Annotated in this window: 8 protein-coding genes and 1 pseudogene; 3 read left to right on the plus strand and 6 right to left on the minus strand. The window is 76.1% G+C overall.

The genetic code is table 11. The features are described 5' to 3' along the window. Window positions 1–70: 70 nt before the first annotated feature. Both lbuL and ibuL read right to left on the minus strand, forming a co-directional pair. Window positions 71–1690 carry a linear/branched/unsaturated fatty acid:CoA ligase LbuL gene (gene lbuL, locus Sru02f_RS27040; protein WP_109029595.1) on the minus strand — a complete coding sequence of 540 codons (1620 nt, stop codon included), beginning with the start codon at window positions 1688–1690 and terminating at the stop codon, window positions 71–73. After that, complete coding sequence (ibuL, locus tag Sru02f_RS27045) at window positions 1687–3363, minus strand: isobutyrate:CoA ligase IbuL (protein WP_109029596.1); 1677 nt, start codon at window positions 3361–3363, stop codon at window positions 1687–1689. Before ibuL ends, lbuL begins: the two co-directional genes overlap by 4 nt. 124 nt (window positions 3364–3487) lie before the next feature. Between ibuL and Sru02f_RS27050 the strand changes: the two are divergent. Both Sru02f_RS27050 and Sru02f_RS27055 read left to right on the plus strand, forming a co-directional pair. After that, window positions 3488–4341, plus strand: a pseudogene (locus Sru02f_RS27050) (response regulator transcription factor). A gap of 161 nt (window positions 4342–4502) precedes the next feature. Continuing rightward, on the plus strand, window positions 4503–7334 hold the full coding sequence (locus Sru02f_RS27055) for an ATP-binding protein (RefSeq protein ID WP_109029598.1): 2832 nt from the start codon (window positions 4503–4505) through the stop codon (window positions 7332–7334). 321 nt (window positions 7335–7655) lie between these two features. On the opposite strand, the gene Sru02f_RS27060 is transcribed toward Sru02f_RS27055, so the two are convergent. Next, entirely contained in the window at window positions 7656–8762 is a 1107-nt protein-coding gene (locus tag Sru02f_RS27060) for a winged helix DNA-binding domain-containing protein (protein ID WP_109029599.1), read from the minus strand. Window positions 8763–9085: 323 nt separating this feature from the next. Between Sru02f_RS27060 and Sru02f_RS27065 the strand changes: the two genes are divergently transcribed. Continuing rightward, on the plus strand, window positions 9086–10000 hold the full coding sequence (locus Sru02f_RS27065; RefSeq protein WP_109029600.1) for a polysaccharide pyruvyl transferase family protein: 915 nt from the start codon (window positions 9086–9088) through the stop codon (window positions 9998–10000). 49 nt (window positions 10001–10049) lie between these two features. Here Sru02f_RS27065 and Sru02f_RS27070 read toward each other — a convergent pair whose 3' ends face one another. The 3 genes from Sru02f_RS27070 to Sru02f_RS27080 are packed head-to-tail and all read right to left on the minus strand — an operon-like array spanning window position 10050 to window position 12954. Then, entirely contained in the window at window positions 10050–10946 is an 897-nt protein-coding gene (locus Sru02f_RS27070; RefSeq protein WP_109029601.1) for a glycosyltransferase family 2 protein, read from the minus strand. Beyond that, window positions 10943–11887 carry a glycosyltransferase family 2 protein gene (locus Sru02f_RS27075; RefSeq protein ID WP_109029602.1) on the minus strand — a complete coding sequence of 315 codons (945 nt, stop codon included), beginning with the start codon at window positions 11885–11887 and terminating at the stop codon, window positions 10943–10945. The genes Sru02f_RS27070 and Sru02f_RS27075 overlap by 4 nt, the downstream gene beginning before the upstream one ends. Continuing rightward, a complete protein-coding gene (locus Sru02f_RS27080) occupies window positions 11884–12954 on the minus strand; it encodes a glycosyltransferase family 9 protein (protein WP_373103586.1) in 1071 nt (356 codons plus the stop codon). The genes Sru02f_RS27075 and Sru02f_RS27080 overlap by 4 nt, the downstream gene beginning before the upstream one ends. Window positions 12955–13137 lie beyond the last annotated feature (183 nt).

A 13137-nucleotide genomic window follows, 5' to 3' on the forward strand; every position in this document is an offset into this window, starting at 1 on the left:
GTTCCTTCACATGTCCACCAGATCAAAACGGACGATCACCGGGATTGGCGGGCGAACCGGCCCTCTTGTCTCACGCTCCGTACCGCTCCCGCAACTCCACTTTGCGCACCTTCCCCGACACGGTCATCGGGAAGGAGTCGAGGAGCTGGAGGCGGCTGGGCACCTTGTAGTGGGCGAGCTGCCCGGCGCAGTAGGCGCGCAGTTCCTCCAGGGTGAGCGGGTCGGCGGCGTCGCGCACGACGACGCAGGCCAGGACCTCCTCGCCGTAGCGTTCGTGCGGGACGCCGACGACCTGGACGTCCGCGATCTTCGGGTGGGCGTACAGGAACTCCTCGATCTCGCGCGGGTAGACGTTCTCGCCGCCCCGGATGATCATGTCCTTGATGCGGCCGACGATCTCCACGTATCCGTCCTCGCGCATCACCGCGAGGTCCCCGGTGTGCATCCAGCGGCCCGGGTCGACGGCCTCGGCGGTCTTCCCGGGCTCCTCCCAGTAGCCGAGCATCACGCTGTAGCCGCGGGTGCGCAGTTCGCCCGCCTCGCCGCGCGGCAGGGTCACGCCGGTGACCGGGTCGGCGACCTTGACCTCGATGTGCGGCAGGACGCGGCCGACGGTGCCGGTGCGGTGTTCGAGGTCGTCGTCCATGCGGGTCTGCAGGGAGACCGGGGAGGTCTCGGTCATGCCGTAGCAGATGGAGACCTGCTCCATGTGCATCTCGGCGACCACCCGCTTCATCACCTCCACCGGGCAGGGCGAGCCCGCCATGATGCCGGTGCGCAGGGAGGTGAGGTCGTAGGAGGCGAAGTCCGGCAGGTTCAGCTCGGCGATGAACATCGTCGGGACGCCGTACAGGGACGTGCACCGCTCCCGCTGCACCGCCTCCAGCGTGGCCGCCGGCTCGAAGGACGGGGCCGGGATGACGATGCAGGCGCCGTGGGAGGTGGCGCCCAGGTTGCCCATGACCATGCCGAAGCAGTGGTAGAAGGGCACCGGCAGACAGACCCGGTCCTGCTCGGTGTAGCCGACCGTGCGGCCCACCCAGTAGCCGTTGTTGAGGATGTTGTGGTGGGAGAGGGTGGCGCCCTTCGGGAAGCCGGTGGTGCCGGAGGTGTACTGGATGTTGACCGGGTCGTCGCAGCTCAGTTCGGCGGCGAGGGCGTCGACCCGCTCCTGCTCCACCGCGGCGGCGCCCGCGGTGAGCGCGTCCCAGGACGGGTCGCCGATGTAGACGGTCTCGCGCAGCGCGGGGCAGCGGCCGCGGACCTGCTCCACGATCGCCCGGTAGTCGCTGCTCTTGTGGGCGAGCGAGGCGACCAGCAGGGTGATGCCGGACTGCTTGAGGACGTACTCCAACTCGTGGGCCCGGTAGGCCGGGTTGACGTTCACCATGATGACGCCGATGCGGGCGGTGGCGTACTGGACGAGGACCCACTCGGGGCAGTTGACCGCCCAGATGCCGACCCGGTCGCCCCTCGTGACGCCCTTCGCGAGCAGCCCCCGGGCCAGCTCGTCGACGGCTGCGCCGAACTCGGCGTAGGTCCAGCGCCGTCCGGACGGGACGTCGACGAGGGCCTCGCGGCCCGGGTGGGCGGCGATCGCACGGCCGAGGTTGGCGCCTACGGTGTCGCCGAGCAGCGGGGTGGTGCTGGTGCCGTGCGCGTACGACGGCTGGGGCGCGGGTGCGGTCACCGGAAGTCCTCCTCGCGGTACTCGTTCGCGGAACCGGCCGCCGTGGCCTCGCGCAGTTCGATGCGGCGGATCTTGCCGGAGACGGTCTTGGGCAGCTCGCCGAACTCCAGGCGGCGCAGCCGCTTGTAGGGGGCGAGCGTGTCGCGGGAGTGCTCGAAGAGCACCTTCGCGGTGTCCGATCCGGGCTCCCAGCCCGCCGCGAGCACGATGTACGCCTTCGGCACCGCGAGGCGCAGTTCGTCCGGGGCGGGCACGACCGCGGCCTCGACGACCGCCTCGTGCTCCAGCAGCGCGCTCTCCAGCTCGAAGGGGCTGATCTTGTAGTCGGAGGCCTTGAACACGTCGTCGGCCCGGCCCACGTAGGTGAGGTAGCCGTCCTCGTCGCGGGCGCCGATGTCGCCGGTGCGGTAGTAGCCGCCGGCCATCGCCTCGGCGGTGCGGTCGGGGTCGCCGTGGTAGCCGGTCATCAGGCCCACGGGGCGGCCGGACAGGTCCAGGGCGATCTCGCCCTCGGCGGCGCCGGGCGCGCCGGTCACCGGGTCGAGCAGCTCGACGCGGTAGCCGGGGCTGGGGCGGCCCATCGAGCCGGTCTTCAGCACCTGGCCGGGGCTGTTGGAGACCTGGACGGCGGTCTCGGTCTGGCCGAAGCCGTCCCGGATGGTCCTCCCCCACAGGCGGCGGACCTGTTCGATCACCTCGGGGTTGAGCGGCTCACCGGCGGCGACGACCTCGCGCGGCGGGGTGGCGAGCCGGGTGAGGTCGGCCTGGATGAGCATGCGCCACACGGTGGGCGGGGCGCAGAAGGTGGTCACCCCGGCCCGGTCCATCTCGGCCATCAGGCGGGTCGCGTCGAACCGCGTGTAGTTGTACAGGAAGACGGTCGCCTCGGCGTTCCACGGCGCGAACAGGTTGGACCAGGCGTGCTTGGCCCAGCCGGGCGAGGAGATGTTGAGGTGGACGTCCCCGGGCTTCAGGCCAATCCAGTACATGGTCGCCAGGTGGCCCACGGGGTACGACACGTGGGTGTGCTCGACCAGCTTGGGGCGGGCGGTGGTGCCGGAGGTGAAGTACAGCATCAGCGGGTCGTCGGCGGCGGTCGGGCCGTCCGGGGTGAAGGTGTCCGGGGCGCCGTACACGTCCTCGTAGGCCCGCCAGCCGGCGGCCGGCGTTTCGCCGCCCACGGCGACGCGCGTGTAGTCGCCCGGCACGTCGTCGAACTTGCCGGTGTCCTCGGCGCGCGCGATCACGTGCGCGACCCGGCCGCGGTCGACGCGGTCGCGCAGGTCGGCGGGGCCGAGCAGGGTGGTGGCCGGGATGACGACCGCGCGCAGTTTCATCGCGGCCAGCGCGGTCTCCCACAGCTCGGCCTGGTTGCCGAGCATCACGAGGATGCGGTCCTCCGGGCCGACGCCCCACTCGCGCAGGCGGTTGGCGACCCGGTTGGAGCGGGCGGACATCTCGGCGAAGGAGACCCGGACCTCGCGGCCGTCCTCCTCGACGATGTGCAGGGCGGTGCGCCCGTTGCCCTCGGCGATGACGTCGAACCAGTCCAGCGCCCAGTTGAAGTTCCCGGGGCGGGGCCACCGGAACCCCTCGTAGGCGGCGGTGTAGTCCTCGCGGTGTTCCAGCAGGAAGTCCCGTGCGGTGCGGAACAGCTCCGTGGCCGTCGTCATCTGTCCTCCTCGGTGCCGGACCTTGCCGGGCGGCTCTGTGCCATCGTGTAATCCGTGATGTGGGTCTCACTACCCCCGAACGGGGGTGTGCGTCCCGCAACGGTCACGAGGGAGGGCGGAACGGGTGGCGGTGGACGCGGTGGACGCGGCGCAGATCCGCAGCGCGCTGGTGCGGCTGCGGCGCACGACCGGGCTGCCCGTCGCCTTCGGCGGTCTCGTCGAGTCCGGACGGCGCCAGGTGCGCATCAGCGAGCTGAGCGGCACGGCCACGACGGCGCTCAGCGCGCTGGCGGTGACGGCCGGCAACGGGCTCGGGGGCCGGGCGGTGGCGCTGTCGCGGCCGTGCGCGGTGACGGACTACTCCGTCTCCCGGCAGATCAGCCACGAGTACGACCTGCCCGTCGCCGCCGAGGGCCTGCGCTCGGTCCTCGCGGTGCCGGTGGTCGTACGGCGCCGGGTGCGCGGCGTCCTGTACGGCGCCCTGCGCACGGCCCAGCCGCTGGGCGACCGCACGCTGGGCGCGGCCGTGGCGGCGGCGCGGGACGCGGAGCAGGCGCTGGTGCTGCGGGACGAGGCGGACGACCTGCTGGCGGCGGCCGCACCGGGTGCGGCCGGGCCGGGTGCGTCCGCCCCGGGTGCGGCGGGCGGCGCGGGCTGGGAGCAGGTGCGGGAGGCGCACGCCGCGCTGCGGGCGCTGGCCCCGAGGATCACGGACCCGGCGCTGCGGGACGAGCTTTGCGCGCGTGCGGTCTGCTGGTGGCGGGGGACGGCCCCGTGCCGGGGCCGCGGCTGGCGCCGCGCGAGGTGGACGTGCTGGCCTGCGTGGCGGCGGGCGCGACGAACGGAGCGGCGGCCGAGCGGCTCGGGGTGGGCCCGGAGACCGTCAAGAGCTATCTGCGCTCGGCGATGCGCAAGCTGGGCGCCCGCACCCGCACGGAGGCCGTCGCGGCCGCCCGCCGGACGGGGTGGCTGCCGTAGGAGACGGGCCGGGACGCCGGGCCGGCGCGGGCCTTGTCCGGCCGTGCTCGATTCCACCGGTGGCCCGTTTGTTGTTCGGGTCACCTCGCCGACCCTCCGTAACGCGATGCGCCGTTGCCTAATATTGGCCCGGACACGCCACACGGAGGGGAGCGGTCACCGTGCCACGGGACTTCGCGGAGGCTGCCGGAGGCCGCTCCGACCTGGTCATCGGGCGGGAGGGGTCGTTCGGCGCGGCACGTGAGCAGCTCGCCCGGGGCGGCAGTGTGCTGCTGCACGGCCCCGCCGGAATCGGAAAGTCGACGGTCCTGCGCACCCTGGCCGCGGAATACGCCCGCACGGCGCACACCGTACTGCGCTGCTCGGCCACCGAGTCCGAGTCCCATCTCCCCTTCCTCGCCCTCGCCGACCTCCTGGGGCAGGTCCTCGACGAGGTCTCCGGGGCCTTGCCCGCCGCCCAGCGCACCGCGCTGGAGTCGGCGCTCACCGGCCGCGGCGAGTCCACCCTCCAGCGCGACGGGCTGGCGCTGCGCCTGGCCGTGCTGTCCGCGCTGCGCGCGCTCGCCGCCGAGGGGCCCGTCCTCGTCGTCGCCGACGACCTCCAGTGGCTCGATCCGGCCAGCGCGGAACTCCTCGGCTTCGCCGCCCGCCGCCTGGGCGAGACCCCGGTACGGCTGCTGTGCGCGGTACGGACCGAGGGGACCGAGACGGACGACGCCGAGTACGACCGCCATCTGCGGGCCTCCCCGCCGGACACCCGCGCGGTCCGCCTCGGGCCGCTGACCCGCGCCCAGGTGTCGGCGCTGCTCGACGAACGCGGCTACTCGGGCCTGCACCGTTCCACCGTCCGGGACATCCACCGCACCAGCGGCGGCAACCCGCTGTTCGCCCTGGAGCTGGGCCGGGCCCTGGCCGAGAGCCCCGCCGCACCGCGTCCGGGCGAGCCGCTGCCGGTGCCGACCTCGCTGCGCGCCCTGGTCCTGTCCCGCCTGGAGATGCTGTCGGGCGAGGCCCGCCGCACCCTCCTGGTGGCCAGCGCCGGCGCCCGCCCCACCCCGGCGCTGCTGCGCGCGGCCGGCCGGGAGAACGCCGAGGCGGAGACCGCGCAGGCGGCGGCGCTCGGGCTGCTGGCGCCCGACCCGGAGGGTCCGACCCTACGGTTCGCGCACCCGCTGATCTCGGCCGCGCTGTACGCCGAGGCTCCGGCGCCGGAGCGGCGGGCCGCGCACGCCGCGCTGTCCACGGCCGCCTCCGACCCGATCGAGCGCGCCCGGCACCTGGCGCTGGCCACCACCGGCACCGACCCCGAGGTGGCGGCCCGGCTGGCGGAGGCCGCCGCGCTGGCCCGGGACCGCGGGGCGCCGTCGGTGGCCGCCTCGCTGGGGCTGCTCGCCGCCCGCCACACCCCGGCGGACGGCACGCCGGGCCCGGACGAGCGCCGGCTGACGGCCGCCGAGGACGCGATCACCGCGGGCGAGCAGGACCTCGCCCGGGACGTCGCCCGGGAGGTGCTGACCCGGGCCACCGCGCCCGGCGAGCGGGTGCGGGCCTGGATGGCGGTGATCGAGGCGGCCGGACAGGCCATCGGCGAGGTCGACGCCGTCTTCCCGCAGGCCCTGGCCGACGCGGGCGACGACCCCCGGCTGCTCGCCCTGGTCCACTACCAGCTGGCCTGGCGCTCCCTGGTGGTGCAGGGCGACTTCGCCCAGGGCCGGGAGGAGGCCGCGCACGCGGCCCGGCTGGCGGCGCGGGCCGGGGACCGGAGTACCGAACTGCTCGCGCTCGCGTTCCAGGCGCAGGCGGAGACGCTGATGGGTCATCCGGGTGCTCCGGCGACCATCCAGCGGGCGCTCCAGGAGCCGCAGGACCCGCGGGTGGCGTGCCATCACAACGGGGCCGGCTCCTCCCGGTTCCGGTGGCTGGTGATGAGCGACCGGCTGGCCGAGGCGCGGACCACCGTCACCGCGCTGCTGCGCGAGGTGCGCCGCCGCGGCATGGCCGAGAGCGAGGTCCACTACCTGCGTTTCCTCGCGGAGACCGAGCTGCACTCCGGCCACTGCGGCCGGGCCCTCGAACTGTCCCGGGAGAGCCTCACCCTGGCCCGCGACGCGGGCATCGGGGAGGGCGCGGGCGCGATGCAGGCCGCGCTCGCCGAGGCCGCGGGCGGCGACCCCGACCGTGCCCTGGAGCTGGCCCGGGAGGCGGTACGGCGGTCGGAGGGCGACGGCGACGCCGTGTACCTGTCCCGCGCGCTGGCCGCGCTCGGGCACGCGCACCTGGTGGCGGGCGACGCGGCGGCGGCCGTACGGGCGCTGCGCCGGGTGCGGGAGCTGGAGGCGGGGGCCGGCATCACCGACCCGGCGCGCGGCCGGTGGCAGGGCGATCTCGCGGAGGCGCTGGTGCGCACCGGGGAGCCGGCCGAGGCCATGGACGTCATCGAGGTCGCCCGGGCGCACGCGCTGCGGCTCGGGCGCCAGAGCGTGCTCGCCGTCCTCGACCGGTCCGAGGCGCTGGTGCGGGCGGCGCGGGGCGAACACCGGGCGGCCGTCGCCCGGTTGACGTCGGCGCGGGAGCGGCTGGCCGGGCTGGGCTTCGGTCTGGAGGAGGCCCGGGCGGTCTTCGCACTGGCCGAGTTGCACGCCGAACGGCCGGGGCGGGCCCCGGAATCGGCGTCCTACGACGAGGCGGCGCGGCTGTTCCGGCGGTGCCGGGCGCTGCCCTGGCTGCGGCGGGTGGAGGCCGCCGTCGCGGTGCGGGCGTCCGGACCGGCCCCGGTGCCGGCCGCCGAGCCGGACGGTCTGGCGGGGCTGGCCTCGATGGAGCGTCAGGTGGCGGCGCTCGTGATGGAGGGCGCGACCAACCGGGAGATCGCCGCCCGGCTGTTCGTCAGCGTGAAGACCGTGGAGGCGACGCTCACGCGCGTCTACCGCAAGCTGGGGATCCGGTCCCGGGTCGACATCGTCCGCCTGGCGGCGGGTCGGCGCCCCGACTGACAACGGCCGGGTTTACCGGCGGTAAACCGAGGGTTTTCCCTGCCCGACGCCCTTAGGGGGTTCCCTCATTGGGCGGTCCGGACCGCCGGTTCTAGCGTGAGCCTGTGCCGCTCGCCCGGGCAAACGGGGGTCTGTCCCGAGACCCCCGTCAAACCCCCCCACGCCCGTGCGACCCCCCACCGGCTACCCCTTGAGGAGACTCATGCCCGGGCTCACCCGCTCCAGACCGAACGCCACCGTTTGACACCCTGAGCATCCCTCAGGTGCAAGACCGGGGGCGCTGCGGGCCTCCACGAGCGGCCCGCAGCGCCCCTCTCCATGTCAGTCCCGTACGGTCCCGAAGCGGACGTCGTACGCGGTGCCGGTGTGCATCGTCGCGAGCATCCGCTCGCCCTCGGCCACGATCTCGTCCCGCTGCCGCTTCGGGGGGCGGTCGAAGGCCTCGACGACCAGGGCGTCGTCCTCGAGCTTCCACAGTCCGGCCACGAAGCCGTCGACGAGCAGGACGCGGTAGGCCTGGTTCTTCTTCCAGGTGCGGCCCTTGTGCGCGGGCGGTACGACGCGGGCCCGGTCGGCGTGGGAGAGGAGCAGGTTGTCGAACTCGGGCAGGAAGCGCGGCGGGGCCGGAGTGTCCGGGTCGGGGCGCGGCGCGTCGGGGAGGTCGAAGAGTTCGGTGCCGCCGGGGTCGCGGAAGGTGACGAGTCGGGGGCGCAGCCGCTCGAAGGCGTCCCGGAGCCGGGTCAGGCCGGCCCAGGTCTGCATGTCCTTCACCGACGCGGGCCCGAAGGCGGCCAGGTAGCGCAGGACGGTGTCGTCCGGTGCGGGCTCCGGGCGCGCGGGGCGGCCCAGCCAGTGCTCGGCGGTGGTGAGCGTGACCTGACCGCTCCGGCCCCACAGGCCGCGCGGCGTCACCTGGACGAGCGGGAGCCGGCAGCGGGCGGCGACGGACAGCGCCTGCGGGTCGGCGGCGGGCCACTCGGCGAGGAGGGCCGCGCGCAACTGCGCCGGGGTGCGCGGCTCGGCCTCGACCAGTTCCCGGGAGAGGCGGGCGAGCCGGTCCAGGTCGACGCCGGTCAGGCCCTTGCGGAAGGTCCTCAGCTCGCGCTCCCGGGCCTGCTGCACCAGTGGCCGCAGGGTGAGGCAGTCGTCGGCGGTGTGGGTGTGGATGGTGGAGCGCAGGGTGACGAGCCGGGCGACGCGGCGGTCGGCCATCGGCCCGGACAGGTCCTCGGGCGTGAAGCCGTCGAGACGGGCGGCGAGCGCGTAGTACGGGGGCTTCACGTTCTGGGCCTGGAGCCCGACGAGGTGCGCGACGGCGGCCTCGGCGGACATCGCCGCCCGGCGCAGCAGCAACTGGCGGGCCAGGGTGGCGCGGTTGAGGGCCCGGATGCCGAGGACGGGGCCGGTCGTTCCTGCCTTGGTCGTCATGCCCTGCACGCTAGCGGGGAACGAGGACGGGTCCTGTCCTCTTTCCCCGGCGAGCGCCGGGGTCCGCGGCCGGACGGGGGCACGGCGCGCTCCCGGAGCCGGGCCGGGCGCGGTCGCGCAGGCCGGCGAGGCCGTCCCGGTCCAGCGGCACCGTCCGCGCCGCCCGGTGGGACAGGCGTCCGGGCGGTCGCCCGGCGGCCGGCGGCGCCGTCTCCCCGGCCCCGGGGACCCGCTGACCCGGCGTACGCGGTCGCCGTGCCGTTGGTTGCGGGGCCGTCGGCTGGGCACCCGGTGGCACTGTGCACGGACGGGACGCAATCCTGGTGACCGGCTGGTTCAGCTTCCTGCACGGGGAGGCGACGGCCGGGGACGTGCTGGCGCTGGCGCGGGTGGAGCGGGTGCTGCGGGACGCGGGGTTCGTGTACGACGTCGTGTGGAGCCCCGGGTTCCGGGCCGGCGGTACGCACTTCGCGGACCTGGACCCGGCGGCGTACTCCCGGCTGGTGTTCGTGTGCGGGCCGGTGCACGGGCCGCAGGTCGAGGAGTTGCACCGGCGGTTCGCGCACTGTGTGCGGATCGCCGTCGGGGTCTCCGTGGTCGATCCCCGCTCCCCCGCCGTCATCGGCTTCCACCGGGTGCTGGCCCGGGACGCCGCCGGTACCGGTCCGGGCGTGGACCTCGCGGCCCGTGCTCCGGCGCTCCCGGCCGTGCCCGTCGTCGGGGTGGTGCTCACCCACGGGCAGCACGAGTACGGGGGGCGGCGACGCCACGAGGAGGTGGCCGCCGTGCTGACCCGCTGGCTGGCCGGGCGGGACTGTGCCCGGCTGGAGCTGGAGACCCGGCTGGACGCGCACGACTGGCGGCTGTGCGGCACACCGGCCCAGCTGGAGGCCGTACTGGCCCGCCTCGACCTGGTCGTCACCGACCGGCTGCACGGTCTGGTGCTCGCGCTGCGGGCCGGTGTGCCGGTGCTGGCGGTGGATCCGGTCGAGGGCGGCGCGAAGGTGACGGCGCAGGCCCGTGCCTGCGGCTGGCCGGCGCTGGTGGCCGCCGAACGGCTGGCCGGGGCGGCCGCGGAGGGGGTGCTGGGGCCCTGGTGGGACTGGTGTCTGGCCGACGGGCGGGCGGCGGCGGCGCGGATCGCCGCGCGGTTCCGGGCGGCGGACCCGGTGCCGGACGCGGCGGACGGCCTGCTGGCGGCCTTGCGGGACACGTCGGGAGCGGCGCCGGGGCGGTGACGGCGCCGCCGGGCGGTCGGTCGGGTGCCGGTACGGCGGCGGGCCCGGATCAGCCGGTGTAGCTGCGGGCCGTCGAGTCGCGCTGGGCGGGTTCCAGGGCACGCAGCCGGGCCTCGACCTCCGGCGGCAGCACCCGGCGTTCGCGCAGCACCCACGGCAGGGCGGCCGTCGCCTCCGCGAAGGCGCGCAGGGACGCGGTGTCGCGGGGGACGGTGCGGGCCAGGTGCAGGGTGCGGCGCAGGGCGGGGCCGACCGGGCGGCGCAGCCAGGTGAACCACAGGGTGTTGCGGATGCCGTGGGACCGGCGCACGGTCGAGTCCCGCGTCCCGGACGGGTGGTGATGGATCGTCAGCTGTTCGGCGTACGTCAGCCACCAGCCGTTCGCGGCGAGGTCGGCGGCGAGCAGCTCCTCCTCGCCGCCCAGCCACAGCCGGGGGTGGAAGCCGCCCGCGGCCCGGAAGGCGTCGGTGCGCAGGACGGTCGCGGCGGCCAGGAAGGAGCCGAGCGCCGGTCCCGGGAGCCAGTCGGGGCGGGGCACGGGCGAGTCGCGCAGTTCCTCGACGATCGGGTCCTCGGCGCCCTCCGGTTCGACCAGGATGCGGGCGGTGACCGAGCCGACCGCCGGGTACCGGTCGAGCAGGTCCGCGGCCCCGGACAGGGAGCCGGGCGCCCACCAGGAGTCGTCGTCGCAGAAGGCGACGTAGGGGGTCGTGACCTGGCGGACCGCCAGGTTGCGGCCGACGGCGCCCAGGTTGCGGCCGGGGCGCAGAAGCCGTACGCCGGGGTGGTGGCGGGCGACGGCGGCGGCCGTGCCGTCGGTGGAACCGTTGTCCGTGACGATCACCGCCGGCCGCTCGGGGAGTTCGGCGAGCCGGTCCAGGGTGCGCAGGAGTTCGGGGCACCGGTTGTGGGTGATGACGACGACGGTGGTCCGGGCGTCCGTCATGAGACCGCTCCGCCCGGTCCGTCGGCTCCGTCGAGGAGGCGTGCGGCCCGTTCCACGTGCGGGGGCAGGGGCCTGCGGGCGCGCAGCGCGGCGGGCAGGCGGGTGAGCGTCTCGCGCAGGGCGTGCCGGGCGTGCGGGTCGCGGCGGGCGTCGGCGGCGAGGGCCCGGGTGCGGGCCAGCGCGTGCGGCAGGGGGCGGCGCAGCCAGGCGGTGAGGAGTTCGTTGCGCCGTACGACGGCCGGACGGCCGGTGCGCGGGCGGGGGTGCGGGTGGTGGTGGGCGATGACGTCGGGGCAGTGCGTGACGCCCCAGCCGCGGGCCGCCAGGTCGTAGGCGAGGAGGGTCTCCTCGCCGCCGAAGAAGAGCAGCGGGTGGTAGCCGCCCGCGTCGAGGTAGGCGGTGCGGCGGGCGACGGCGGCGCAGCCGAGGAAGCCGAGCACCTGGGTGCCGGGGAGGTCGGTGGCCGTGCCGAGGGGGGAGTCGGCGAGCAGGTCGTTGAGGGGGTCGGCGGCGTCGCCGGGGCCGACGAGGGTGCGGGCGGAGAGCAGGCCGAGCCGGGGGTGGTCGTCGAAGTGCCGGGCGGCGGCGCCGAGGGCGCCCGGCGCCCACCAGGAGTCGTCGTCGCTGAACGCGACGTAGGGGGTGTCGAGGGCGCGCACGCCGTGGGTGCGGGCGAGGGCGCCGCGGTTGGACGGCAGGGGGAGGACGCGGACCTCGGGGAAGTCGCGGGCCAGCATGGCGCGGGTGTCGTCGGTGGAGGCGTTGTCGACGACGAGGACGTCGGGCCGTTCGGGCAGGGCGAGCAGGTTCCGGACGGTGACGGCGAGGCTCGCGCGGCGGTTCCTGGTGGCGATGACGATGCCGACGGGGGCGGGTCGGGTGGAGTCGGAGTGGTGCCGTTCCGGGGTGACCGTCGGGCCGTGGTGCGCGGGGTGGTTCATGGTCCCTCTTCCGGGGCGTCCGGGTCGTCCGGGGGGTCGAGCGCGTCGAGCGCGTCGAGTGCGTCACATGCGTCGAGTACGGCGTCGGGGGTGATCCGCAGCAGCGCGGGGTCGGTGCGGCGGCCGTGCGGGTCGCCGTCCGGGCCCGGATGCCACAGCGCGCGGTGGCGGGGGTCGGGCGGCGGGCCCCAGCGGCTGGGCGGGACCGGGCCGAAGAGGGTCACGGAGGGCGTGGCGTGGGCGACGGCGAGGTGGGCGATGCCGGTGTCGCCGCTGACGACGGCGCGGGCGTCCGCGACCAGGGCGGAGAGCCGGCCGTAGGGCAGGCCACCGCCGAACACGTCCGTGTCGGGCAGATCGGCGCGCTTGGCCAGCCGGGCCACCAGGTCCGCCTCGTCCGCCCCTCCGGTGACCACCACCCGGCGTCCGCGGGCACGCAGCGCCTCGGCGACGGCCGCGTACCGTTCCACGGGCCAGCAGCGGGCGGGGGCGCCCGCCCCGGGGTGCAGGACGACGGCGCCGGGGGCGGGGGACGGTGCGTCGGGGCGCGGCAGCCGCAGGTCGCGGGGGTCGGCGTCGATGCCGTACGCGCGCAGCAGCCGGCACCACCGCTCGCGCTCGTGTTCCTCGGCGTACCAGGGCGGGCCGTCCACCTCGGGGGTCCCGGGGTGCGCGAACGCCAGCAGCCTCCGCGGGCGCAGGCCGGCGAGGAGGCGGTGACTGGGCGGGCCGTTGCCGTGCAGGTCGACGGCGACGTCGGGGGGCGGCCCGGTCCAGTCCAGGGTGCGCGGGACGGCACGCCCGGGTGCGGCGGCGGGCAGTACCCGGTCCACGGCGCCGGTGGCCGCGGCCACGGGGGCCAGTTCGGCGGGGGCGGCCAGCACCAGTTCGTGCCCGGGGTACGCCCGCCGCAACGCCCGCAGGGCGGGCACCCCGGCCAGCAGGTCCCCGAGCCCGAGGGCACGCAGCACGAGCACGCGGGGGACGCCTCCGCCCCCGACGGCGACCGAGTCCGGTCCGCCCCGCACCGCCCCGGCGACCGGCGGGTGGACGGGGTCCCCGGTCATCGGCCCGCCGGCCGACCCGGGGATTCCGGATCCGCCGGATCCGCCCTCCCCGGGCCGGGACGGCGGCACCACCGCACCCGTACCGGCCTCCCGGCCGCCCGCGGACACGGCACGGCCGTCCACCGGCCGGGCCGGGGTCTCGCCGCGGACGGCGCGGGCCTCGTGCCCCCGGCCGGTCGCGGC

This window comes from Streptomyces rubrogriseus (genome assembly GCF_027947575.1).
In the GTDB taxonomy this organism is placed as follows: domain Bacteria; phylum Actinomycetota; class Actinomycetes; order Streptomycetales; family Streptomycetaceae; genus Streptomyces; species Streptomyces rubrogriseus.

Bases quoted from the DNA above. Each gene is read 5' to 3' on its own strand.
- ibuL (WP_109029596.1), bottom strand. From the start codon at position 3,363: ATGACGACGGCCACGGAGCTGTTCCGCACCGCACGGGACTTCCTGCTG.
- Sru02f_RS27060 (WP_109029599.1), bottom strand. From the start codon at position 8,762: ATGACGACCAAGGCAGGAACGACCGGCCCCGTCCTCGGCATCCGGGCC.
- Sru02f_RS27070 (WP_109029601.1), bottom strand. From the start codon at position 10,946: ATGACGGACGCCCGGACCACCGTCGTCGTCATCACCCACAACCGGTGC.
- Sru02f_RS27075 (WP_109029602.1), bottom strand. From the start codon at position 11,887: ATGAACCACCCCGCGCACCACGGCCCGACGGTCACCCCGGAACGGCAC.
- Sru02f_RS27080 (WP_373103586.1), bottom strand. From the start codon at position 12,954: ATGACCGGGGACCCCGTCCACCCGCCGGTCGCCGGGGCGGTGCGGGGC.